The organism is Agromyces aureus, from assembly GCF_001660485.1.
Classification (GTDB): domain Bacteria; phylum Actinomycetota; class Actinomycetes; order Actinomycetales; family Microbacteriaceae; genus Agromyces; species Agromyces aureus.
On the sequence record NZ_CP013979.1, the window covers coordinates 4,091,201 to 4,116,038 of the forward strand.

Annotated in this window: 19 protein-coding genes; 5 read left to right on the plus strand and 14 right to left on the minus strand. The window is 70.3% G+C overall.

Annotation, left to right across the window (positions count from 1 at the left end; translation table 11 throughout):
* The first annotated feature begins 56 nt into the window (after nt 1–56).
* Nucleotides 57–839 (plus strand): enoyl-CoA hydratase/isomerase family protein, encoded by a 783-nt coding sequence (locus ATC03_RS18295; protein ID WP_067880317.1) that lies wholly within the window; start codon nt 57–59, stop codon nt 837–839.
* A 129-nt stretch (nt 840–968) separates the two neighbouring features.
* Here ATC03_RS18295 and ATC03_RS18300 read toward each other — a convergent pair whose 3' ends face one another.
* The 9 genes from ATC03_RS18300 to ATC03_RS18340 form a co-directional block, all read right to left on the minus strand.
* The gene (locus ATC03_RS18300; RefSeq protein ID WP_067880320.1) at nt 969–2,465 is read right to left on the minus strand and encodes a CoA-acylating methylmalonate-semialdehyde dehydrogenase; all 1,497 of its coding nucleotides are present in this window, start codon (nt 2,463–2,465) and stop codon (nt 969–971) included.
* Nucleotides 2,466–2,467: 2 nt separating this feature from the next.
* Complete coding sequence (locus tag ATC03_RS18305) at nt 2,468–3,808, minus strand: aspartate aminotransferase family protein (RefSeq protein ID WP_067880323.1); 1,341 nt, start codon at nt 3,806–3,808, stop codon at nt 2,468–2,470.
* Between the two features lie 86 nt (nt 3,809–3,894).
* Complete coding sequence (locus tag ATC03_RS18310; protein WP_067880327.1) at nt 3,895–5,046, minus strand: ABC transporter substrate-binding protein; 1,152 nt, start codon at nt 5,044–5,046, stop codon at nt 3,895–3,897.
* A gap of 49 nt (nt 5,047–5,095) precedes the next feature.
* Nucleotides 5,096–5,944, minus strand: a complete 849-nt coding sequence (locus ATC03_RS18315) for an ABC transporter permease (RefSeq protein ID WP_084003609.1) — start codon at nt 5,942–5,944, stop codon at nt 5,096–5,098.
* The gene (locus tag ATC03_RS18320; RefSeq protein ID WP_067880329.1) at nt 5,944–6,876 is read right to left on the minus strand and encodes an ABC transporter ATP-binding protein; all 933 of its coding nucleotides are present in this window, start codon (nt 6,874–6,876) and stop codon (nt 5,944–5,946) included. The genes ATC03_RS18315 and ATC03_RS18320 overlap by 1 nt, the downstream gene beginning before the upstream one ends.
* Nucleotides 6,873–7,862 (minus strand): ABC transporter permease, encoded by a 990-nt coding sequence (locus ATC03_RS18325; protein WP_084003610.1) that lies wholly within the window; start codon nt 7,860–7,862, stop codon nt 6,873–6,875. The genes ATC03_RS18320 and ATC03_RS18325 overlap by 4 nt, the downstream gene beginning before the upstream one ends.
* Entirely contained in the window at nt 7,859–8,875 is a 1,017-nt protein-coding gene (locus ATC03_RS18330) for a TIGR03842 family LLM class F420-dependent oxidoreductase (RefSeq protein ID WP_067880332.1), read from the minus strand. The genes ATC03_RS18325 and ATC03_RS18330 overlap by 4 nt, the downstream gene beginning before the upstream one ends.
* A gap of 40 nt (nt 8,876–8,915) precedes the next feature.
* Nucleotides 8,916–10,358: a dihydropyrimidinase gene (gene hydA / locus ATC03_RS18335; RefSeq protein WP_067880335.1), complete on the minus strand. Its 1,443-nt coding sequence runs from the start codon at nt 10,356–10,358 to the stop codon at nt 8,916–8,918.
* 32 nt (nt 10,359–10,390) lie between these two features.
* Nucleotides 10,391–11,239: a nitrilase-related carbon-nitrogen hydrolase gene (locus tag ATC03_RS18340; protein WP_067880338.1), complete on the minus strand. Its 849-nt coding sequence runs from the start codon at nt 11,237–11,239 to the stop codon at nt 10,391–10,393.
* Nucleotides 11,240–11,497: 258 nt separating this feature from the next.
* Here ATC03_RS18340 and ATC03_RS18345 point away from each other — a divergent pair, with 258 nt between their 5' ends.
* Entirely contained in the window at nt 11,498–12,907 is a 1,410-nt protein-coding gene (locus ATC03_RS18345) for an aminotransferase-like domain-containing protein (RefSeq protein WP_227820166.1), read from the plus strand.
* 61 nt (nt 12,908–12,968) lie between these two features.
* A complete protein-coding gene (locus tag ATC03_RS18350; protein WP_084003611.1) occupies nt 12,969–15,161 on the plus strand; it encodes a bifunctional lysylphosphatidylglycerol flippase/synthetase MprF in 2,193 nt (730 codons plus the stop codon).
* Between the two features lie 6 nt (nt 15,162–15,167).
* Here the strand turns inward: ATC03_RS18350 and ATC03_RS18355 are convergent, their stop codons facing one another.
* Nucleotides 15,168–19,757, minus strand: coding sequence for an HYR domain-containing protein (locus ATC03_RS18355; RefSeq protein ID WP_067880343.1), 4,590 nt, complete (start codon nt 19,755–19,757; stop codon nt 15,168–15,170).
* Nucleotides 19,758–19,942: 185 nt separating this feature from the next.
* Here ATC03_RS18355 and cofD point away from each other — a divergent pair, with 185 nt between their 5' ends.
* Complete coding sequence (cofD, locus tag ATC03_RS18360; protein ID WP_067880346.1) at nt 19,943–20,983, plus strand: 2-phospho-L-lactate transferase; 1,041 nt, start codon at nt 19,943–19,945, stop codon at nt 20,981–20,983.
* Between the two features lie 18 nt (nt 20,984–21,001).
* Nucleotides 21,002–21,475, plus strand: a complete 474-nt coding sequence (locus tag ATC03_RS18365; RefSeq protein ID WP_067880350.1) for a nucleoside/nucleotide kinase family protein — start codon at nt 21,002–21,004, stop codon at nt 21,473–21,475.
* A 9-nt stretch (nt 21,476–21,484) separates the two neighbouring features.
* Here the strand turns inward: ATC03_RS18365 and ATC03_RS18370 are convergent, their stop codons facing one another.
* Genes ATC03_RS18370 through ATC03_RS18385 form a run of 4 tightly spaced genes read right to left on the minus strand, consistent with a single transcriptional unit; the run spans nt 21,485 to nt 24,824 of the window.
* Nucleotides 21,485–21,832, minus strand: a complete 348-nt coding sequence (locus ATC03_RS18370) for a hypothetical protein (RefSeq protein ID WP_067880352.1) — start codon at nt 21,830–21,832, stop codon at nt 21,485–21,487.
* Nucleotides 21,832–22,674, minus strand: a complete 843-nt coding sequence (locus tag ATC03_RS18375; protein WP_067880355.1) for a DODA-type extradiol aromatic ring-opening family dioxygenase — start codon at nt 22,672–22,674, stop codon at nt 21,832–21,834. Before ATC03_RS18375 ends, ATC03_RS18370 begins: the two co-directional genes overlap by 1 nt.
* 39 nt (nt 22,675–22,713) lie before the next feature.
* Nucleotides 22,714–23,577, minus strand: coding sequence for an amidohydrolase family protein (locus ATC03_RS18380; RefSeq protein ID WP_067880358.1), 864 nt, complete (start codon nt 23,575–23,577; stop codon nt 22,714–22,716).
* Nucleotides 23,574–24,824, minus strand: a complete 1,251-nt coding sequence (locus ATC03_RS18385; RefSeq protein ID WP_067880361.1) for a CaiB/BaiF CoA transferase family protein — start codon at nt 24,822–24,824, stop codon at nt 23,574–23,576. The genes ATC03_RS18380 and ATC03_RS18385 overlap by 4 nt, the downstream gene beginning before the upstream one ends.
* Nucleotides 24,825–24,838: the final 14 nt, after the last annotated feature.

Here is a 24,838-nt window from a genome sequence, read left to right on the forward strand (position 1 = left end):
TCGGACATCGACAACCGCGTTCGATCGTCGAGGCGACCGGGCTAGACTCCCCGACCATGAGCGAAGACGCCCTCCTGTTCGACGTGCGCGACGGTCTCGCGCACCTCACCCTGAACCGCCCCGAGCGCCTCAACGCCGTCGGGCCCGACGCGATCGCGCTCTGGCACCGGTACGCCGGCGAGATCGCCGATCGCGACGATGTCCGCGCCGTGCTCTTCGACGCGAACGGGCGAGCGTTCTGCGCCGGCGGCGACGTTCGGGCCATGTCCGAGCTCGGCGGCGACGGCACCTCGGCGGGTCAGGTCGTCACCGAGCTCGCCGACGCGATCCACGCAGGGCACCGGATGCTGCGCGAGAGCGCCAAGCCCATCGTCGCCGCCGTGCAGGGCCCCGTCGCGGGCGGCGGGCTCGGCTTCATGCTCGTCGCCGACGTCATCGTGGCATCCGACCGGGCGACGTTCGCGAGCCGCTACGCCGATATCGGGCTCACGCCCGACTGCGGCGTGAGCACGCTCCTGCCGGAGGCCGTGGGCACGCGCCGGGCACTCGAGCTCACGCTGACCTCGCGCACGCTCTCGGCCGCCGAGGCCCTCGACTGGGGCCTCGTGACCGAGGTGGTGCCGGCTGATGAGGTCGCCGGCCGCGCGCGCGCGATCGCCGAGACGTGGCTGTCAGGGGCATCCGCCGCCTACGGCCAGGCCAAGCGCCTCGTGCGCTCCGGCCTCACGCGCGACTTCCAGGCCGCGCTCGACGACGAGGCCCGCACCATCGGTGCCGCGTTCGACACCCCCGAGGCCGCGGCGCGCGTCGCGGCGTTCGCCGGGCGCAGCGCGCGCTGACCCCACACGCGTTGCCGGGGTACCGCCGGTCGAGGAGGCGCGCCAGCGCCGTCTCGAGACCAGCGGAGCCCGCGCGAGGGTCTCGAGACGCTCCGCTCCTCGACCGGCGAGCAGCCGGGCGCGCGGCGGTCAGTCGTGCTGCGGGAACCCCAGGTTCAGGCCGCCGTGGCTCGGGTCGAGCCAGCGTGACGTGACCGCCTTCTCCTGCAGGAAGAAGTCGAACCCCTTGGGGCCGTACGCCTTCGCGTCGCCGAACAGCGAATCCTTCCATCCGCCGAACGAGTGGTACGCCACGGGCACCGGGATCGGCACGTTGATGCCGATCATGCCGACCGTCACCTCTCGCTGGAACCGGCGTGCGGCGCCGCCGTCGTTCGTGAAGATCGCCGTGCCGTTGCCGTACCGCGAGGCGTTGATGATCTCGACGCCCTGCTCGTAGCCGTCGACGCGAACGATCGAGAGCACCGGGCCGAAGATCTCGTCCTGGTAGACGACCGATGACGTGGGCACCCGGTCGATGAGCGTCGGACCGAGCCAGAAGCCGTCGGCGGCGCCGTCGATCTCGACCTCGCGCCCGTCGACCACGAGGGTCGCGCCGTCGTCGACCGCGACGTCGAGGTAGCCGGCGACCTTGTCGCGGTGCTCGCGCGTGATGAGCGGCCCCATGTCGCACCCGCGCGTGCCGTCGCCGGTCGTGAGCCGCGACATCCGCTCGCTCACCTTGGCGACCAGCTCGTCGGCGATCGCGTCGACCGCGAGCACGACCGACACCGCCATGCAGCGCTCGCCCGCCGAGCCGAAGCCCGCGTTCACGGCGGCGTCGGCCGCGAGGTCGAGGTCGGCGTCCGGCAGCACGAGCATGTGGTTCTTCGCGCCGCCGAGGGCCTGCACGCGCTTTCCGTTGGCCGAGGCCGTCTGGTAGATGTACTGGGCGATCGGGGTCGAGCCGACGAACGAGATCGAGCGCACGACCGGATGCTCCAGCAGCGCGTCGACCGCGACCTTGTCGCCGTGCACGACGTTCAGCACGCCGTCGGGCAGGCCGGCCTCCTTCATGAGCTCGGCCATCCAGACGGCGGCCGACGGGTCCTTCTCGGACGGCTTCAGCACGACCGTGTTGCCGGCCGCGATCGCGAGCGGGAAGAACCAGAGCGGCACCATCGCCGGGAAGTTGAACGGGCTGATGATGCCGACCACGCCGACCGGCTGCTTCAGCGTGTACACGTCGACGCCCGTCGAGACGTTCTCGGAGTACTCGCCCTTCGTGTAGCCGGGCATCGCGCAGGCGAGCTCGACGACCTCGAGTCCGCGGGCGATCTCGCCCCCGGCATCGGAGAGGACCTTGCCGTGCTCGCTCGTGAGGATCGCCGCGAGTTCACCGGATCGAGCGTTCAGCAGTTCGCGGAACCCGAACATGACCTGCTGGCGCTTCGCGATCGAGGTGTCGCGCCAGGCCGGGAACGCGCGGGCGGCCGATTCGACCGCCGTGTCGACGTCCTCGGTCGAAGCGAGGCGCACGCGCTTCTGCTCGACGCCGAGCGCCGGGTTGTAGACCGGGCCCGTCCGTTCGGATTCGCCGGTGGCGGGTGCGCCGTCGATCCAGTGGTCGATGGTGGTGGTGGCCATGATCAGTTCTCCCCTACGGTGCTCAGCACCTCGTCGTACACGGCCACCGCTTCGGCGACCTCGTCTGCGGTGACCACGCACGGCGGCACCACGTGGATGCGGTTGTCCTGCACGAACGGCAGGAGTCCGCGTTCGACCATCGCGCCCTTGAGCCTGCCCATCGCCGCTGCCGCCAACGGCTCGCGCGTCTCGCGGTCGGCGACGAGCTCCATGGCCCAGAACACGCCCTCGCCGCGGACCTCGCCGATGACGTCGTGCTTCTCGGCCAGCCCGGCGAGCGCCGGTCCGATCGCGGTCTCGCCGATCGCACGGGCGTTCTCGACGATGCCCTCCGAGGCCATCGCGTCGAGCGTCGCCACGATCGAGGCCATCGCGAGCGGATGCCCCGAATAGGTCAGTCCGCCGGGGAACACGCGCTCGTCGAACGTCTCGGCCACGGGGTCGGAGATGATCACGCCGCCCGCGGGGATGTAGCCCGAGTTCACGCCCTTCGCGAAGGTGATGAGGTCGGGGCGCACGTCGTAGCCGTCGAACGCGAACCAGCGCCCGGTGCGGCCGAAGCCCGCCATCACCTCGTCGAGGATCAGCAGGATGCCGTGCCGGTCGCAGAGCTCGCGCACGCCGGCGAGGTAACCCGGCGGCGGCAGCAGGATGCCCGCCGTGCCCGGGATGGACTCGAGCAGCACGGCTGCGATCGACGACGGCCCCTCGGCCTCGATGACGCGGCGCAGGTGCTGCAGGGCGCGCTCCGACTCCTGCTCGGGCGTCGTCGCCCAGAACTCGGAACGGTACAGGTAGGGGCCGAAGAAGTGCACGTGTCCTCGCGCGAACTCGTTCGGGATGCGGCGCCAGTCGCCCGTCGAGACGACGGCCGCCCCGGTGTTGCCGTGGTACGAGCGGTACGTCGAGAGCACCTTGTCGCGGCCGGTGTGCAGTCGCGCCATGCGGATCGCGTTCTCGTTCGCGTCGGCGCCGCCGTTCGTGAAGAACACGCGGCGGAATCCGTCGGGCGCACGGTCGACGATGCGCTTGGCCGCCTCGCCGCGCGCCAGGTTGACCGTCGAGGGCGCGATCGTGGTGAGCAGCTCGGCCTGTTCTCGAATGGCCGAGACCACGGCGGGGTGCTGGTGGCCGATGTTGACGTTGACGAGCTGGCTCGAGAAGTCGAGGTACTCGCGCCCCGAGTGGTCCCAGACGCGGCTTCCGCGGCCGCTCGCGACGACCAACTGCGGACTCTGCGCCTGCGCCGACCACGAGTGGAAGACGTGCTCGTGGTCGAGCCGCCTGGCGAGGTCGTCGAGGTCGATGAGATCGTCGAGGTCTCCGGCGAGGTTCTCGGTCATGGGCTTCGCTGCCTTTCAGGTGATCGATGCGGATGAAGGATGTCGCGCCGCCGACGACGTGCGCCGGCGGCGCGACATCCGCTCTGCTAGTTGCCGCCCTCTTCGAGGGTGACCTCGATGGGCGACCAGTCGGCACCGGTGAGGTCGAGGTCTTCACCCTCGAGCTCGTCGAGGGCCTTCTGGATGTACTCGTTCGACCAGGCGCCGGCGGGCGGCTCCTCGGTGATGAGGCGGTCGCCGGCTTCGTTCACCGCGGCGAGCGCACCCGCCACCGTCTTGTCCCACGCGGCCTCGTCGATGATGCCGATGCCCTTGTCGGACGGCCAGATGAGCTTGTTCGTCTCGTTGACCATCCACAGCTCGTGGCTGGGGCCCCAGCCGGAGCCGGCCGCGATCGTGATGTCCGCGGCGTCCTGCGGGTTCGCCGCGGCGAACGCCCAGCCCTTGATGACGGCCTTGAGGAACTTGACCGTCGTGTCGGCGTACTCGCTGTCGCTCTCGAGTCGTTCGGTGTCGGCCCAGATGGCGTCCTGGAGCATGGCGCCTTCGGTGTCCTCGTACGAGATGACGTTGAAGTCCTCGGGCTGGTACAGCTCGCCCGTGTCGGGGTTCGCGGTCTCGAGCAGCTGCGCGTACTCGTTGTAGGTCATGGCCTGGGCCGCGTCGATGTCGCCCTGCAGGAACGCATTCATGTTGAAGTCCTGCGTGATGATCTGCACGGTCGAGGCGTCGAGGCCCTCGGCGGCCATGGCCGCGAAGATCTCCCACTCGTTGCCGAAGCCCCACGAGCCGATCTTCTTGCCCTCGAAGTCGGCGACCGAGTCGATGCCCGAGTCGGCCCACGACACCTGCAGGGTGCCGGAGCGCTGGAAGATCTGGGCGATGTCGGTGAGGTTGGCGCCCTGCTCGATCGAGCCGAGCACCTTGGGCACCCACGCGATGGCGTAGTCGACGTCGCCGTTGGCGAGCGCGTCTTGGGGAACGATGTCACCGCCCGACGGGATGATCTCGACGTCGAGCCCCTCTTCTTCGAAGAAGCCCTGGTCGACGGCCGCGAAGTAGCCGGCGAACTGACCCTGCGGGAGCCACTGGAGCTGCAGCTTGACGGGCGTGAGGGCCGAGTCGTCGCTCGCGTCGCCGCCGGATCCGGAATCTCCGGACGAGCAGGCGGCGAGGAGGAGCGCGGCCGTGACGGCGAACGCTCCGGCCGCGATTCCGCGGCGTGTGCTGTGCTTCATTGTCAGTCCTTCCTGGTTTTCGGTTCGGGAACTCCCGGGGCGAGATTCCTCAGTGCGAAACGGTGGTGCTGGTGGTGGAGCGAGTGCTGGTGGTGCTGGTTCCGGTGGTGCGATCGGGGGCGGTGGTGCGGGATCGGAGCACGAGGCGCTCGAGCAGGAGCGTCGCGAGGTAGAAGAGCAGTCCGAGGGCGATGGATGCCACGACGTACGCCCAGGCACGGGCGTACGCGCTCGACGCGGCCGACGTCGAGATGAGGCTCCCGAGACCGCCGCGGGGTCCGCCGAAGTACTCGGCGACGAGGGCCGAGATCACGGCGAGCGAGGAGGCGATGCGGATGCCCGTGAGGATGAACGGGCGCGCGGTCGGCAGCGTCAACGTGCGCAGCACCTGCCCCGGCGTCGCGGCGTACGCCTTCATGAGTTCGCGATGCACGGGGGTCGTCTGGCGGAACCCCCGCAGCGTGTTGATGAAGACCGGCACGAACGACGCGATCGCGGCGATCGCCTGGCGGCCGAACTGGCTGTCGGCGCCGAACATCGAGTTGAGCACGGGCGCGAGGGCGACGATCGGCACGACCGCGAGCGCCGCGACGACGGGGGCGCTCATCTGGTCGATGGAACGCCACCTCGCGGCGAGCGCGGCGAGGGCGATGCCGAGCAGCGAGCCCACGATCAGGCCGATGAGCGCATTGGTACCCGTGATGAGCGTGGCCGACACGATCGAGTCCCACGAGGCGATGAGCGCCTCGACGATCGACGCCGGGCTCGGCAGCAGATAGTCCGAGACCCCGACGACGCTCACGAGGAACTGCCAGACGCCGAGCACGATCACGCCGACCGCGACGGGTGCGACGATGCGCAGCGTCGTCTCGGCGCGAGGGCTCAGGTGCGAGCTCATCAGCGCGTCTCCACTCCGCGTGCACCGGTGGCGACCGGTGCACCGTGCAGCGCCTCGCGCACGGCGGTGACCATCTCGAAGAACGAGCGGTCCTCGCGGAGGCCGTCGGTGCGTGCGGCGCGCGCCGCGGCATCCGTCGGTCCGGTCGGGGCGGCGGTCCCGAGCCGCATGGGCACGATCTCGCGGATCCGGCCGGGCCGCGGCGACATGACGACGACCCGGTCGGAGAGGAACACCGCCTCGGGGATCGAGTGCGTGACGAACACGACCGCGGCACCGGTCTCGGCCGAGATGCGCACGAGGTCGGACTGCATCTTCTCGCGCGTCATCTCGTCGAGCGCGCCGAACGGCTCGTCCATGAGCAGCAGCCGCGGCTGCTCGGCGAGCGAGCGGGCGATCGCGACGCGCTGCTGCATGCCGCCAGAGAGCTGGTCGGGGTAGCGGTCGGCGAAGTCGGCGAGCCCGACCATGTCGAGCAACTCCTCGACCTTGGCCTTGCGGGGGGCGGATGCCACGCCGTGCAGTTCGAGCGGCAGTGCGACGTTCGCGGCCACCGTGCGCCACGGCAGCAGGCCCGCCTGCTGGAACGCGATGCCGTAGTCCTGGTCGAGTCGGGCCTGCGTCGGCGTCTTGCCGAACACGGTGATCGTGCCGGCGGTCGGCGCGTCGAGGTCGGCGACGAGGCGCATGAGCGTGGACTTGCCGCATCCGCTCGGGCCGATGAGCGAGACGAACTCGCCCGCCGCGATCTCGAGGTCGATGCCCTCGAGCGCGTGCACGAGGCCGCCGCGCGTCTCGAACACCTTGTCGACGCCGGTCACGCGCACGGCGGTCTCGGTGGCGGGAGCGACGGATACCGCAGCGGCCGTCGCGGGCACGGCGGCGTGTTCGGCCGGGGTCTCGGCAGCAGCAGCGTTCTCTGAAGCACTCATGCGGCTTCCTCCGTTCGTCGGTAGTTCTTGAGGATCGCGCCGAGCAGGGCGACCGAACCCGCGGCGACGAGGCCGAGCAGGATCGCTCCGAAGATCGGGGCCCAGGCCTTCGCCGGGTCGCCGGAGGCCTGCCCGGCGAACTGGATGAGCAGGCGGCCGATGCCGCCCTGCAGGCCCGTCGAGACCTCGGCGACGACCGCGCCGATGACGGCGTTCGCCGCACCGAGCCGCAGCGCCGGCAGCAGGTACGGCACCGCCGCCGGGAACCGCAGTTTCGTCAGCGTCGACCAGTAGCCGGCCGCGTAGGTCTGCATGAGCTCCTCGTGGATGCGGTCGGGCGACTGCAGTCCCTTGAGCGCACCGATCGCGATCGGGAAGAACGCGAGGTAGCTCGCGATGAGGGCGACCGACATCCAGTCCTGCCACTCGAACGAGCCGATCTCGACGCGCGATCCCCAGCTCTTCACGATCGGCGCGAACGCGATGAGCGGCACGGTCTGGCTCAGGACGATCCACGGGAACAGGCCCCACTCGGCGATCCGCCAGCGCTGCATCACGAGCGCGAGGCCGATGCCGACGCCGACGCCGACCAGCCATCCGGCCGCCGCGATGCCGAGGGTCGTGAGCGCCGCGAGCAGGATCACGAGCCACAGCGCCTGCGCCGAGGGCGAGCGGGTCACGGGCTCGCTGAGACGCCCGATCATGTCCCACACGTGCGGCATCGCGAGGTCGGTGGGGCGCGGGAGCACCCGGGTCTCGCCGATCAGCACGCCGTCGGCCGGGGCGACGAGCTTGTAGCCCTCCCACAGCACGACGAGCAGCAGCACACCGAAGGCACCCCAGCCGAACGCGGCGAGGCGACGCCGTGCGAGGGATCCGCCACGACGTGACGAGCGCCCGCCACCGGACGAGCGGATGCCGCGCGCAGGCGTGCCGCCCGCGGCATCCGTCGTCGGGGTCGTGCTGCGCACGTCGACGTCCGTCATGCCTTGGCCGTGATGTGCTCGGAGAGCGCGGGGATCACGGTCTCGCCGTAGACCCGGAGCGTCTCCTCCTTGTTGTCGTGCTGGAGGTAGCCGGCGAACTGGTCGACGCCGAGCTCGGCCAGCTGCTTCAGCTTCTCGATGTGCTCCTCGGCCGTGCCGAGGATGCAGAACCGGTCGACGATCTCGTCGGGCACGAACGAGGTGTGGGTGTTGCCCGCGCGCCCGTGCTCGTTGTAGTCGTAACCCTCGCGGCCCTTGATGTAGTCGGTCAGCGCCTCGGGCACGTCGCCGTGCATGCCGTACTTCGCGACGATGTCGGCGACGTGGTTGCCGACCATGCCGCCGAACCACCGGCACTGGTCGCGCATGTGCTCGAGGTCGTCGCCGATGTACATGGGCGCGGCGACGCAGAACTTGATCGACATCGGGTCGCGCCCGGCTGCCTCGGCGGCGTCGCGCACGGTCTTGATCATCCACTTCGCGATGTCGACGTCGGCCAGCTGCAGGATGAAGCCGTCGCCGACCTCGCCCGTGAGCTTCAGCGCCATGGGGCCGTACGCGGCGACCCAGACCTCGAGCTCGGAGCCCTTCGACCACGGGAACTGCAGCTGGGAGCCCTTGTACTCGACCGATCGCGAGTTCGCGAGCTCCCGGATCACGTGGATCGACTCGCGGAGCTCCGCCATCGTCACGGGCTTGCCGTTCGTGACGCGCACGGCCGAGTCGCCGCGGCCGATGCCGCAGATCGTGCGGTTGCCGTACATCTCGTTGAGCGTGGCGAAGATCGACGCCGTCACGGTCCAGTCGCGGGTGGCCGGGTTCGTGACGAAGGGTCCGACCTTGATGCGATGCGTCTCGCTGAGGATCTTGCTGTAGATGACGTACGGCTCCTGCCAGAGCAGGTGCGAGTCGAAGGTCCAGGCGGTGCTGAAGCCGTACTGCTCGGCGAGCTTGGCGAGGTGCACGGTGCGGGAGGCGGGCGGGTTGGTCTGGAGGACGACACCGAAATCCATGAGGGGCTCCGTTCGAGGGCGGTCAGGCGGGTCGGATGACTCAGATGAGGTATTGGCTGAGGCCTCGCTTGAGGTAGCGGCCGTCGCCCTTGGCGCCGAGGTACCGCTCGCCCTCGACGATGACCTTGCCGCGCGAGAGCACGGTGTCGACCTTGCCGTCGATCTCGTAGCCCTCCCACGCGGAGTGGTCCATGTTCATGTGGTGGGTCTTGCCCTCGCCGTAGCCGATCGACGTGTGCCCGTTCGGGTCGTAGACGACGATGTCGGCATCCGCTCCGGGCTGGATCACGCCCTTGCGCCCGTAGAGGCCGAACATGCGCGCGGGGGTCGTGCTCGTGAGCTCGACCCAGCGTTCGAGCGTGATCTCACCGGTGACGACGCCCTGGTACATCAAGTCCATGCGGTGCTCGATGGAGCCGATGCCGTTCGGGATCTTGCGGAAGTCGCCGAGCCCGAGTTCCTTCTGGTCCTTCATGCAGAACGGGCAGTGGTCGGTCGAGACCATCTGCAGGTCGTTCGTGCGCAGCGCCTGCCACATCGAGTGCTGGTGCCCCTCGGCGCGCGAGCGCAGCGGCGTCGAGCACACCCACTTCGCGCCCTCGAACGAGCCCCATTCGGGTCCGGATGCCCCGAGCTGGTCTTCGAGCGAGAGGTAGAGGTACTGCGGGCAGGTCTCGCCGAACACGTTCTGGCCCTTGTCGCGAGCCCAGGCGAGCTGCTCGACGGCCTGCTTCGCGCTGACGTGCACCACGTAGAGGGGAGCGCCCGTGAGCTTGGCGAGCATGATGGCGCGGTGGGTCGCCTCTTCCTCCATCTCCCAGGCGCGGGCGATGCCGTGGTAGTACGGGTCGGTGTTGCCGGCGTCGACGAGCTGCTGGGCGAGCACGTCGATGGCGGGCCCGTTCTCGGCGTGCATCATCGTCATCAGGCCCGTGTCGCGCGAGACTTGCATGGCCTTCAGGATCTGCGCGTCGTCGGAGTAGAAGACGCCCGGGTAGGCCATGAAGAGCTTGAAGCTCGAGATGCCCTCGTCGGGCAGCCGCTTCATCGCGGCCAGGGAGTCGGCGTTCACGTCGCCGACGATCTGGTGGAACCCGTAGTCGATGGCGCAGTTGCCCGCGGCCTTGTCGTGCCAGGCGGCGAGGCCGTCTTCGATGCGCTGCCCGTACGTCTGCACGGCGAAGTCGATGATCGACGTGGTGCCGCCGTGCGCGGCCGCCCGCGTTCCGGTCTCGAAGGTGTCGGATGCCTCGGTGCCGCCGAATGGCAGCTGCATGTGCGTGTGCGCGTCGATGCCGCCCGGGATGACGTACTTGCCGGTGGCGTCGATCACGCGGTCGACGGATGCCGCGACATCCGTTCCGAGCAGGGTGCTGCCCGGGGCGAGCACCGCGCGGATCGTCTCGCCGTCGACGAGGACGTCGGCCGGTGCGCGCCCGGTGGCGCTGACGACGGTGCCGCCGGTGATGAGGGTGGTGGTCATGATTCGCTCCTTCGCGTCTCGTCGCGCTCGGGTTACGGCTTCGCGATCTTGGCGTAGGAGTCGGGCCGGCGGTCGCGGTAGAACTGCCAGTCGTCGCGCATCTGCTGCACCATGTCGAGGTCGAGGTCGCGCACGAGGATCTCCTCGTCCGTGCCCGAGCCCCGCTCGCCGACGAAGTTGCCGCGCGGGTCGATGACCTGGCTCGTGCCGTAGAAGTCGACGGCGAGGTCGCCGTACTCGTTGTCCTCCCGGCCGACGCGGTTGGGCTGCAGCACGAAGTACCCGTTCGCGACGGCGGCGCACGGCCCCTCGACCTCCCACAGGCGGTTCGAGAGCCCGGGCTTCGTGGCGTTCGGGTTGAACACCATGTGCGCGTCGTTCAGGCCGAGCTCGCGCCATCCCTCGGGGAAGTGCCGGTCGTAGCAGATGTACATGCCGACCCGACCGACGGCGGTGTCGAAGACGGGGTAGCCGAGGTTGCCGGGGCGGAAGTAGAACTTCTCCCAGAACCGGTCGAGGTGCGGCAGGTGGTGCTTGCGGTACTTGCCGAGGATCGTGCCATCGGCGTCGACGAGCACGGAGGTGTTGTAGTAGACGCCGGTCTCGGCCTCTTCGTAGATCGGCAGCACCATGACGGTGCCGAGCTGCTTGGCGAGGTCGGCGAAGCGCTGCACGATGGGGCCCTCGGCCGATTCGGCGAAGCGGTAGTACTTCTGGTCCTGCGTGATGCCGAAGTACGGGCCGTAGAACAGCTCCTGGAAGCAGACGACCTCGGCACCCTGGTCCTTCGCGTCGCGGGCGAACTGCTCGTGCTTGTCGAGCATCGACTCCTTGTCGCCGGTCCACGTGGTCTGCGTGATGGCCGCTCTGACGATCGTCATGAATGTCTCCTGAGTCGGGCGGCGCCGTTGCCGTTCACTCGAGGATCGCCTGGCGTGGTGCTCGTGTCAGGTGTTCATCGGGTGCTGCTGCGACGCCGAGATGTACCGATGGAACTGCCGGTGGAACTGCCGAACGGAATACCGAGGACCGGGCTCGTGACCCGTTCTGTTATTGTTCGGCTTGAACATTTCTCTTCTGTTTCACTCTGTGACGCTGTGGTTACATCCTGTCCCTTGCACGGTGTGGAGGCAATGGTGGTGTCAGGTATTCGTGTGGACGCCGTTCGACTGATCGACCTCGCCGACTTCTCCGACGCCTCGCCCCGCAGCATCGCCGGGGAGGTCGCTCGGCTCGTCAACGCGGGCGAGCTCGCGGGCGGCCAACGCCTGCCCACCGTGCGCGAGCTCGCCGCCGCGCTCGGCGTGAGCCCGGCCACGGTGAGCCAGGCCTGGCAGGCGCTCGCCCGCGCCGGCCTCATCGAGAGCAGGGGCCGTGCCGGCAGCTTCGTGCGGGGCGCGACATCCGCACGGCTCGCACCTCGCATGCGCGGCATGGCGGCGCCCGACGACCCGGTTCGCCTCGACCTCTCGCGCGGCACGCCCGATCCGCTGCTCCTGCCGGCGCTCGGACCCGCCCTCTCGCGGGTCTCGGCCAAGGCCGAGACCGGCAGCTACCAGACCGAACCCGTGATCCCACCCCTGGCGCGCGTGCTGCGGGACTCCTGGCCGAGCGATGCCGAGGCGATCATGGTCGTCGACGGCGCCCTCGACGCCATCTCGCGCACGCTCGAGCAAGTGGTGCGCTTCGGCGACCGCGTCGTCGTCGAGAGCCCCGGCTTCCCGCCGTTCCTCGACCTGCTCGAAGTACTCGGTGCCGTGCCGGTGCCCGTACGGCTCGACGAGAACGGCATGCGCCCCGAGTCGCTCGCGGCCGCGCTGCGCAAGCGCCCCGCCGCCGTGCTGCTGCAGCCGCGCGCCCAGAACCCCACCGGCGCGTCGATGACGCCCGCCCGTGCCGAGGCGCTCGCCCGCACGATCGAGGCCGCCGAACGGGTCGACGACCTGGTCGTCATCGAAGACGACCACTCGGGGCTCATCTCCATCGAGGGCGACGTCACGCTCGGCACGTGGCTGCCCGACCGGGTCGTGCACGTGCGCAGCTTCTCGAAGTCGCACGGCCCCGACCTGCGGATCGCCGCCCTCGGCGGCCCCCGCGACCTCATCGAGCACATCGCCGGCCGGCGCATGCTCGGCCCCGGCTGGACCTCGCGCATGCTGCAGACCATCCTGCTCGACCTCCTCGTCGACGGCACCGCGATCAACACCGTCACCGAGGCCCGCCGGCAGTACTACACGCGTCAGCGCACGCTCGGCGACGCGCTCCGATCCCGCGGGGTCGCCGCGGCGCCCGCAGACGGCATCAACCTGTGGATGCCGGTGCTCGGCGAGCGGTCGGCGCTCGTGCAGTTGGCGGCGGCCGGCATCCGCGTGGCCGCCGGCACACCGTTCCTCGCGGCATCCGATGCCACGGATGCCGCGAACGGCATGCGCCAGCGGGCCGGAGGCGACTTCGTGCGGGTCACCGTCGGCGCGATGCGCGAGAACGCCGACGACCTCGCCGACGACCTCGCCTCCGCCGCGACGCACCTCGCCGCGGGCGGGTACTGAGGCCCATCCGGCACGGGCTGCGATAGTCTGCCCCCGAAACGGCCGCATGGGGGGAATCCGGATGACCGACTCGAAGGACACGACGGCTGGCGCGGCATCCGTGGCTCTCAGGCCGACGGACCCGCCCACGAGCGCTCCGTCGCGTGCGACACCACCCGACTCGACGCCCGCGACGACGACGCGGACGCGTCGCGCATTGCGATTCCTCGGGCGTGTGCCGTTCACGATCGCGCTGCTGGCGACGCTGATCGTCGTCGGCATCCTCGTCGGCGGATTCACGACCTCGATCACCGAGGCCGACTGGTACGAGACGTTCGCCTACGGGGTGCCGTCGTTCGCCGACGGCCGCTGGTGGACGACGGTCACCGGCACGTTCCTGGTCGCCGACCCGTGGGGCTACCTCGTGCTGCTGCTCACCGCGGCGGGCGTCGGCTGGCTCGAGTTCCGGCGCGGCAGCGGCCGGGCCGCCGCCTACTTCTTCGGCGGGCAGGCGCTGGCCGTCATCGGCTCGGCGATCGTCATCGCCGGCTTCGCCGAGATGGGCTCGCACTGGGCCGAGGCGCTCGTCACGCAGGTCGACGTCGGCCCGTCGGGCGGCGTCTTCGCGTGCATCGCCGCGGCGGCCGCCACGCTCTGGTCCCCGTGGCGCGGTCGGGCGCTGCTGATCCTCACGGCCTTCACCCTCGTGAGCGTGCTCTTCCTCGGCACCGTCGCCGACCTCGAGCACGCGATGGCCGTGGGCATGGTGCTGCTCATCAACGCCGGATCGTTCAGCAAGCCGACGCTGCGCGAGCAGCGCTACGTCGCCTTCGTCATGATCATCGCGCTCACCGTCGTGCAGATCGTGGCGTCGATCGTGCCGACGTACGGCCCGTTCGGCATGACGCAGGTCGGCGGCACCGACGTCTTCGACGTGCTGTTCGACACCGTCGTGGCGGTCGTCGTCGCGACCGGCCTGCGCGGCGGGTACCGTGCGGCATGGGTCGTCGCCGTGATCCTCGCCTCCCTCAACGTGCTCATCGGCGCCTTCTCGGTCTTCGTCATCGCCCACCCCGAACTGTTCGGCGGCCCCACAGACTACGACGACCGCGAGGGCCTGGCGTTCGCGGCGGCAACCGGATTCCTGTGGGCCGTGATGCTCGTCTGGCTTCTGGCGTGCGCCAGGGCGTTCCGCGCGCGACTGCGTCGACGTCTGAGCGGCGACCGCGGTGCCGACCGGCCCGGCGCGCGCATCGACGAGGTTCGGCACGTGGTGCAGACGGTCGGCGGCGGCGCCCTCTCGTGGATGGCGACCTGGCGCGACAACCGGCACTACTTCGGCTCCGATCCCGAGACGGTCGTCGCCTACCAGACGCACCAGGGCGTCGCGCTCGTGCTCGGCGACCCCATCGCCGCACCCGAGAAGCTCGGCGCGACGCTCACGGAGTTCATCGACACCGCCGAACGAGCGGGGTTCGTGGTGTGCGTGTTCGGCGCCGACGCCGCCGCACGCGACGCGCTCCCCGAGGGCTGGCATGCGCTGCAGGTCGCCGAGGACACGATCGTCGACCTTCCGGGCCTCGAGTTCACGGGCAAGAAGTGGGGTGCGGTCCGTACGGCCCTGAACCGCGGCGAGCGCGACGGCGTGCGGTTCCGGCTCGCCTCGCTCGCCACCGAGCCGCGATCGGTGCGCGCGCAGATCTCCGAGATCTCCGAGCAGTGGGTCGGCGACAAGGGGCTGCCCGAGATGCGCTTCACGCTCGGCTCCATCGACGAGGCGCTCGACCCGGCGGTGCGCATGGCGATCGCCGAATCCGCCGACGGCACGGTGCAGGGGTTCCTCAGCTGGCTGCCCGTGTACGCGCCAGGCGGGCGCATCCGCGGGTGGACGCTCGACCTCATGCGCCGGCGCGACGGCGGCGCGTTCCCGCCCGTCATGGAGTACCTCATCGGGTCGTCGGCGCTCGCCTTCCGCGACGAGGAGGCGGAGTTTCTCTCCCTGTCTGGCGCTCCCCTCGCCCGCTCGGACTCGCCCGACGACGAACGGCAGATCGAGGTGATCCTCGACAAGCTCGGCGGCATCCTCGAGCCCGCCTACGGGTTCCGCTCGCTGCACCGCTTCAAGCAGAAGTTCAACCCGCGCGGCGAACCCATGTACCTGCTCTACCGCGACGGCGCCGACCTCGCCCGCATCGGCGTCGGCCTCGTGCGCGCGTACCTCCCCGACGCGTCGGTGCCGCAGCTCGTGCGCGCCGGCTTCTCGATCGGCAAGTAACGCGATTCAGTCGCGGGCGGATGCCGCGGCTCGCCGCGTGCGGAACCGAAGCGCCGCGGCGCCGAGCAGCAGCATGGCGAGGCCCACGAGCAGTGCGGGCATCGAGTCGACGCCGGTCGAGGCGATGCCTGTCGCGCTTCCGGTGCCGCCGGAGCCCGTGCCCCCCGTCGATCCGCCGCCCGGCGTGCCGGGGGTGCTCGGACCACCGGTGGGCGGCGGCTCCTCGCCCTCGTTCACGGTGATCGTGAACGAGTCGGAGACGACCGCGAAGAGCACGATCTCGTCGTCGGGCGCCGAGTCGGTCGCCGTGCAGGTCACGGTCGTCACGCCGACCGGGAAGAAGTCGCCGGAGTTCGCGTCGCAGTCGACGGTGACCGGAGCGACCCCGCCCGTGGTCGTCGGCGGGTCGAAGTCGACGTTGTCGCCGGTCTCTCCGAACGGCACCTCCACCACGATGTCGTCAGGCACCGTGATGGTCAGCGGATCGGGCGTCACGACGACCTGGAACGTCACCTCGTTGTCGACCGAGGTCGACGCCTCGCTCGGGTTCGACGCGGCATCCGTCGCGGCACCCGCGGCCACCTCGGCGATCACGAGTCCGTTCGCACTCATGCCCGAGACCTCGACCGTGTACGACGCTCCCGCGCCCGAGACCACGGCAGTGGTCGGGTTCGCTGACCCGCTCAGCACCACGTCGGAGTTCGTGAACCCGGTCACGGGCTCGCTGAACTCGACCTCGAACACGATCGGCGAGACGGCCGTCGGATCGACCTGCGCCGCGCCCTGCTCGATCGTCACCGTCGGCGCCGTGACGTCACCCTCGTCGTACTGGAACGTCACCTCGTTGTCGACCGAGGTCGACGCCTCGCTCGGGTTCGACGCGGCATCCGTCGCGGCACCCGCGGCCACCTCGGCGATCACGAGTCCGTTCGCACTCATGCCCGAGACCTCGACCGTGTACGACGCTCCCGCGCCCGAGACCACGGCAGTGGTCGGGTTCGCCGACCCGCTCAGCACCACGTCGGAGTTCGTGAACCCGGTCACGGGCTCGCTGAACTCGACCTCGAACACGATCGGCGAGACGGCCGTCGGATCCGCCTGCGCCGCGCCCTGCTCGATCGTCACCGTCGGCGCCACCTCGTCGACGCCGTTGAACGTCACCTCGTTGTCGACCGACGTCGACGCGGCGCTCGGGTTCGACGCGGCATCCGTTGCGGCGCCCGCAGCCACCTCAGCGATCACGAGCCCGTCGGCGGACATGCCCGACACCTCGACCGTGTACGACGCCCCCGCGCCCGAGACCACGGCAGTGGTCGGGTTCGCTGACCCGCTCAACACCACGTCGGTGTTCGTGAACCCGGTCACCGGCTCGCTGAACTCGACGTCGAACACGATCGGCGACGTGCCCGTCGGGTCGGCCTGCGCCGCGCCCTGCTCGATCGTCACCGTCGGCGCCGTCACGTCACCCTCGTCGTACTGGAACGTCACCTCGTTGTCTTCGGACGTCGACGCCTCCGACAGATTGCCCGCCGCATCCTCGCCGGCCGCCGCGACGACCTCGGCGACCACCAGCCCGTCGGAACTCATGCCCGACACTTCAACCGTGTACGACGCCCCCGCACCCGACAGGACCGCCGTCGTCGGATTCGCCGAACCCGAGAGCACCACATCCGTGTTCTCGAACCCCGTCACCGGCTCACTGAACTCCACCTCGAACACGACCGGCGACGTGCCCGTCGGATCCGCCTGAGCGGCGCCCTGCTCGATCGTCACCGTCGGCGCCACCTCGTCGAGGCCGTTGAACGTCACCTCGTTGTCTTCGGACGTCGACGCCTCCGACAGATTGCCCGCCGCATCCTCGCCGGCCGCCGCGACGACCTCGGCGACGACCAGCCCGTCGGAACTCATGCCCGACACTTCAACCGTGTACGACGCCCCCGCACCCGACAGGACCGCCGTCGTCGGATTCGCCGAACCCGAGAGCACCACATCCGTGTTCTCGAACCCCGTCACCGGCTCACTGAACTCCACCTCGAACACGACCGGCGACGTGCCCGTCGGATCCGCCTGAGCGGCGCCCTGCTCGATCGTCACCGTCGGCGCCACCTCGTCGAGGCCGTTGAACGTCACCTCGTTGTCTTCGGACGTCGACGCCTCCGACAGATTGCCCGCCGCATCCTCGCCGGCCGCCGCGACGACCTCGGCGACGACCAGCCCGTCGGAACTCATGCCCGACACTTCAACCGTGTACGACGCCCCCGCACCCGACAGGACCGCCGTCGTCGGATTCGCCGAACCCGAGAGCACCACATCCGTGTTCTCGAACCCCGTCACCGGCTCACTGAACTCCACCTCGAACACGACCGGCGACGTGCCCGTCGGATCCGCCTGAGCGGCGCCCTGCTCGATCGTCACCGTCGGCGCCACGGTGTCCTCGGTCTCATCGTCGATGATCGTGACCGTCGCCGTGCCGTCGGTGATCGCCAGATCGAACCCGGGGGGATCGGCCGACACGCCATCGATGAGCACCTGGTACGTCTCACCCGGATCGAGGGCGAGGTCCTGCAGGGCATCCACCGGGATGTCGATCGACGCCGCATCCGCCGGCACCGGGAAGTCCACGGAATTGATCGGCGTGAAGTCGGCGGCGCTCGTCGGCGGCACGACCAGCGTCGACACCGTCACCGAGAACGCGGGATGGGTCGCCGGCGATACGGCCAGCGGCACCGTCGTCGCCGCCCCCTCCGCCACCGACACGTCGGTCGGCAGCGAGACCTCGAGCAGTTCGTCGGGCACCTCGTCGTCGATGATGGTCACCGTCGCCGATCCGTCGGTGATGGCCGCGTCGTATCCCGCCGGGAAGGGCGGAGCCGCCGGGAACCCGTCGATCGTCACGGTGTAGGTCTCACCCGGATCGAGATCGGTGTCCTGCAGCGCGTCGACCGGGATGTCGATCGTCGCAGCATCCTCGGGCACCGTGAAGCTCTGCGGAACGATGGGCGTGAAGTCCGCGGCACTCGTCGGGGCCACCGCGGTCGTCGAGATCGTCACGTCGAACGCCGGGTGGGTCGCCGGCGAGACCGCGAGCGGCACGGTGGTCGCGCCGCCCTCGGGCACCGAGACATCCGTCGGCAGCGACACCTCGATGGTCTCGCCCTCGCCGACCTCGACGACGACCTTCTCGACCGTCGGGAAGTCGTTCGTATCGAGGTCGAACCCGAAGAACGGCACCTGGATGCCGTAGGGCGGGTCGCCGAGGTACTGCAGCGGCAGGCCGTTGTTGCCGAGGTCGCTCACGAGGAACCGGACGGTGCACGTGACATCCGTCAGTCCGGTCGCGTTGAACTCGACCTGGTCGAGCACGTAGTTCATCTCGTCGATCGCGTTCAGCCCGCTCACGACGCCGGCGAACGCGCTGTGCGGGTCGCTCGGGTTGCCGGTCGCGAACGGCAGGTTCTTCACCTCGTCGGGCAGCGCCGCCATCGCGGCGTCGATCAGCGCCGTCTTGTTCGTCTGGTACTCGGCGTACTCGGGGTCGGCCGGGTCGGGCTCGAGTCCGAGGTCGAGCGCGTCTTCGAACAGCTGCTCGAGGTCGTCGTAGATCGTGAACGGCGACGCGGGCATCGCGAAGGTGCCGCAGTCGGCCCACGCGATGAGCAGCCACTCGTCGCCCGGCCCGTCGATGGTGTCGTTGTCGTCCTGCTCGTCGTTGTCCTCGTCGACGACGTTCCAGTCCTCCTCGTCGGGCTGGCCGACGTCGGATCCGGCGTCGCCGAGGAATCCGGCGCCACCCGACGGCACCTGGAACACCTGGTCGGGCACCTCCACCTCGGGGAACTCGTTGATCTTCTGCACCCGGATCTCGATGTCGGCGTTCACCGTGTCCATGTCAGGGTCGCCCGGCGACATCAGCAGGTCGATCGTCTCGGGGTTCGAGCCGTTGTAGTAATACGGGTCGTCGGCGGTGCCGTCGCCGTCGTCATCGGTGTCGGGAATGTAGACGAGCGTCGCGAGGGCCGCGTTCACCTGCGCCGTCGTGCCGATCAGCGCGACCGCAGATGCGGGCAGGTCGGCGAGCTCGTCCTTGTCGCGCTCGAGCGCCCCGTCGGCGAACTTCAGCACGTCGAAGGGACTGTCGCCGTCGTCCTCGACCGTGGGCAGGGGGTCGAATGTGAGGTCGCCGTGCGAGACCGAGAGCTGCACGGCGGTGCACCCGCCCACGTTCCAGTCGGGCGCCGCCATCGCGCAGCCGACCTCGCCCGACTCGATCTCGATCGTGCGCACGTCCTGCGAGATGAGATCGGTGCCGCCGTCGAACTTCAGTTCCCCCTCCGGGATGATGGTCGGGAATCCGTCGGGGATCGTGACTGGCAACGACCCTGCCGGCGCCATGTAGAGGCGCGTCGGCGGGTCGACGAGCGACGGTGCGGCAGCGAATGCAGGGGCTCCGAGGGGCAGCACCACGAGCGTCGCCGTCGCGATCACCGCGAGCAGTGCCTTCACCGGTGCGAGGGAGCGGATGCCGCGCCTCACCGCTCCAGCGCCCGGTCGGAGGCTCGCCGAGTGGGCCTGGTGCCCGGGGACGCGTTCGGACATCCCGACCTCCTGTGGTCTGGCGCGGGGAACTCACCCAGAGACAAGCAGCCCTGCCATGGAGCGTCAAGAGCATTCCTCATGTTGATGCCCGATCGGTCTGGCCCCAGTTCGGGGGTACCGTGCGGTACCCGACCGCGCGCCCACCCCCGGGCCCCCGACATACGCGATCCGCTTAGGCTTGCCGGGTGCGGATCACAGTGCTCGCGGGCGGCGTCGGAGGGTCGCGTTTCGTGCGCGGCGTGCGGGAGGAATGCGCGAGGCGGTGGCCCGACGGCAACGGCGGCACCGCGGCATCCGTCACCGTGATCGTGAACACCGGCGACGACATCTGGCTCTCGGGCGTGCGACTCATGCCCGACTTCGACTCGCTGCTCTACTCGCTCGCTGGCGTCAACGACACCGAGCGCGGCTGGGGTCGCGCGGGCGAGACCGAGCGGGTGGCCGCCGAGCTGCGCGAGTGGGGCGTGGGATGGCCCTGGTTCACGCTCGGCGACCTCGATCTCGGCACCCACCTCGCGCGAACGTCGTGGCTCCGCGACGGCCTCACGGTCTCGGACGTCTGCGAGCGGCTGCAGCGGCGCTGGCCGCTCGGGGTGCGGCTCCTGCCCTCGACCGACACCGAGGTCGACACGCACGTCGTCGTGGATGCCGCTGACCTGGCGTCGCATGACGCGCCTCCGCCCCTCGGAGCGCCGTTGCGCGCCGAGATGCACTTCCAGGAGTGGTGGACCCGCTATCGCGCGACCGTGCCCGCACGCGAGTTCCGCCAGCGCAACCTGGCGACTGCGCGTCCGGCGCGGGGCGTGGTCGAGGCGATCGCCGACGCCGACCTCGTGCTCGTCGCCCCGTCGAACCCGGTCGTGTCGATCGGCACGATCCTCGCCGTGCCCGGCATGCACGAGGCACTGGCGGCGACGGCGGCGCCCGTCGTCGGCGTCTCCCCGATCATCGGCGGCAAGGTCGTGCGCGGCATGGCCGATGCGTGCCTTCCCGCGATCGGCGTCGAGACGAGTGCCGAGGCGGTCGGTCGGCACTACGGCTTCCGTCGCGACGGCGGGCTCCTCGACGCATGGCTCGTCGACGAGACGGATGCCGCGGCGGCGGGTTCGCTGACCGAAGGCGGCCTGCTCGCGGCATCCGCCCCGCTCTGGATGCACGACCTCGACCGCTCGGCCGACCTCGCCGGCGCGGCGATCGACCTCGGAACCGCCGCACGGAGCGCCTGAGCGCGTAGCGTTGCCCGCATGGCGTACTTCAGCGAGACCCGCCACGACCTGCTCGACGGGGTCGCCCGGGAGTTCCTGCATCTGACCCCGCGAGGCCGACGACTCGTCGCGATCGAGGGCCTCGACGCCGTGCGTGCCGCGCGGTTCGCCGACGACCTCGCCGCGACGTTCGAGGCGCAGGGGCAGACCGTGGCGCGGCGCTCGCTCGGCGACGTCGACGAGGCGAAGCTGCGAGCCGAGACGATCGAGCCGTTCCGCGCAGGCACGCTCGACGGGGCGAGCGACCCCGACACCGTGCTCGTGGTCGACGGGCGCCGCCTGCTGAACGAGAAGGTGCGCGGCATCTGGCACTTCACGGTCTGGGTGCTCGCGGGCGAGGAGCTGCCGCACGCGGGCGTCAACGTCATCGTCGACGCGACCCTCGACTCGCACCCCAGGCGCTTCTTCTACGACTACTGCGCGCTGCCGCCGAGCGTCGGCGAGCTGCGCTGACCCGCCGGATCACGGAATGTAGTCGACCACCCCGTGCGGCACGACCGCGGCGCGGTACCGCTCGACGAGCTCGCGCCAGCCCGACTCCGGCGTGAACTCGTGGGCGTGCACGGCCTCGGTGAAGTGCCACAGCAGGTACGGATGCGCACCGAGCGCGTAGAGCGCCGCGATGTCGCGAGCGGCGAACGCGGCGCGCTCCTCGTCGGTGAGCACCCGGTCGTCGGTCGCCGCCTCGGGCCCGACCCCCTCGACCAGCCAGCGGTCGACGTACGCCGCGGGGTCGGCCGCGTACTCGGCGACGCGCGCGTCGGAGAGCTCCACGAAGCGCATGAACTTGTCGACCATGTAGCGGCTCATCAGCGGGTCTCCCACAGGAAGAAGGGGCTCGACGCGAACCGGGACTCGGTCACGTCGGCGAAGTCGGCGGGGCGTCCGCCCATCGCGGCGAGCGCGGCGACGGCGTTGAGGAACTGGGAGGTCATACAGCCGGCCTCGAGCATGCGATCGAAGTCGCTGCAGCCGGCGATCGCGCCGTCGAGGTCGCCGGCGCGCATCCACGCGGCGGCCGACCGGTCGAACGCGGGGTCGGGCGACCCTGCGAAGGTGCGCGGGCCGCCGACGTCGTTGGCCATGTGGCCCGAGGTGAGCAGGGCGACGCGCGCGTCGGATTCCCATGCCTCGACCGCCGATCGCACGTGCTCGCCCAGGGCGACGAACCGACGCACCGACGGCACGGGCGGCATCGACGCGTTCGTGTGGATCGGCACGACGGGCACGTCGAGCTCCGGCCGCACGTACTGCAACGGGATCACGAAGCTGTGGTCGAGCCGCCACTCGAGGCTCACCGAGAAGTCGATCGCCTCGGGCTGCACCGTGCGGCCGGTGATCTCGTCGGCGAGCTCGCGGTGGCCTTCGAGCTCGACGTACTCCATGCCGAACGTGCGCACCTCGTTCTCCCACGTGCCGTGGTACGACTCGGCCTTGCCGACGACGAACGCGGGCGAGTTCTCGTACGAGAACTGCCGCAGGTGGTCGGTGCCGATCACGACGACCACGTCGACCTCATGGTCGGCGAACGACCGGCGGAATCGGTCGAAGTTCGCCGCGACGCCCGCGAGGTCGTCGGGCATCGGGTCGCGCATCGCGCGCCAGAGCAGCGGGTTGTGGGGCGTGGCCGCCGCCATCACGAGCTTCGCCATGTACAGCCTCTCAGCTTGTCGGTTCTCGGATGTCGGAGCTCAGAGCCCGAACAGGGTGCGGGCGTTGTCGAGCAGGATCTTCTGTCGAGACTCGGGCTTCAGTCCGAGCTCGTCGAACTCGCTCATCCACCGGTCGGCGGTCATCACGGGCCAGTCCGAGCCGAACAGCACCCGGTCGCTGATGAGCGAGTCGGCGTAGCGCACGACCTCGGGCGGCAGGTACTTCGGCGCCCAGCCCGAGAGGTCGAGGTACACGTTCGACTTGTGCCAGACCATCGCGAGGTTCTCGAGGTGCCACGGCCACGCGGGGTGCGCGCTGATGATCTTGAGCTCGGGGAACTCCGCCGCGACGTCATCGATGTAGGGCACGGGCCTCGCGTTCTCGAGGCGGTAGCCGCCGCCGCCCGGCGTTCCGGCGCCGGCTCCCGGAAAGCCGGAGTGGAACATCACGACGAGCCCGAGCTCGGCGCACGTCTCCCAGATCGGGAAGAAGCGCCGGTCGTTCGCGAGGAACTTCTGCCGCGACGGGTTCAATTCGCCGACGCCCTTGATGCCGTACTCGGCGTGCATGCGCCGGATCTCGGCGACGGCCGCCTCGCCCTTCCACGGGTCGATGCCCGCGAACGCGAGGAACACGTCGGGGTGGTCGACCTGCGCCCGGCCGAGCAGGTCGTTCGGCGCGCCCTTGATGCCCGAGGTCGTCTCGGAGTCGGAGTTCACGATGACCGCCATCATCTTGCGGTCGCGGTACTGGTCGGCCTGCTCGGCGAAGCTCACGGCCGGCCGCTCGCGCCCGAAGTGCTTCGCCATCTGCTGGTGCCGCTGCCCCATCGCCGCGAGGAACTCCTCGGTCTGCGGGTGCGTGTGCACGTCGATCGCGACGAGGTCGTCGATGGCGCTCATGCGGTGGTCCCTTCGATGGTGGGGGCGGATGCCGCGGCGGTGCGCTCGGCCCCGTCGCCGTGGGTGTCGGCGCGGTGTTCGCCGCCGCGGTTCTCGAAACCGCCGAGCACGGCCCCATTGTCCGCGCCGAGGCGGGGCGCCGCACGCAGCTCGGGCCGCCCGCTGCGGTGGAACCTCGTGCTCGGGGCCGGAACCCGCAGCGCCGCGCCATCGGGTCCGACGATCTCTTCGACGAGGCCCATCGACGCGATCTGCGGGTCATCGAACAGGTCGGCGACGGTGTTCAGCGGGCCGTGGGGGATGTCGGCGGCCGCGAGCCGGTCCAGCCAGTGCTGCCGCGGCATCCGCTCGGTGATGGCCTTGAGCTCGACGTCGAGCTCGTCGTAGTTGCGCACGCGAGCCTCGCGGCTCGAGAAGCGGGGGTCGGATGCCAGGGTCGGCGTCTCGAGCACGCCCACGAGGCCGACCCAGAACTTCTCGGGCACCGACATGTGGATCACGAACGCGCGCCCGTCGGACCCGACGCACGCATAGGCCTGGGCCCGCCGGGGCCGCGAGTCGGGCCCCGCGACCTGGCCGGTCTCGAGGTAGGTCGACGCGGCCTCGGTGAGGAAGTCGATGAGCGAGCCGACCATCGACACTTCGAGGTGCTCACCGTCGCCGGAGCCGTCGCGGGCATCCCGGGCGTGCAGCGCCGCGAGCACGGCCTGCGAGGCCGACATGCCCGAGAGCAGGTCGGAGAACGCGGGCCCGAGCGGGCGCAGGGTCTCGGCGGGCACGACCTGGCTGTACATCGCGCCGACCGCCGAGATGACGGTGTCGTAGGCGGGGCGCTTCGCGTAGGGCCCGTCGGCGCCGAAGCCCGTGATCGAGCACGTGATCAGGCGGGGGTTGAGCGCGTGCAGCGCCTCTGGCCCGAAGCCGAGGCGCGCGGCGACGCCCGGGCGGAAGTTCTCGATAAGCACGTCGGCCGTGCGCGCGAGCTCGAGCAGCTCGGCGAGCCCGCTCTCGGACTTGAGGTCGAGCGTCACGGCGCGCTTGCCGCGGTTGTAGGCCGCGAACTGCGGGCTCATCGTGCCGTTGCCCTCCCAGCGTCGCATCGGGTCGCCATCGGGCGCCTCGACCTTGACCACGTCGGCGCCGAGGTCGGCGAGCAGCTTCGCGGCGTACGGCCCAGAGATGTACTGGCCGAGCTCGATCACCCGGATGCCGCTGAGCGGGCCGGCCTCGGGTCGGTGCATGTTCATCCGGTCGGGTCCTC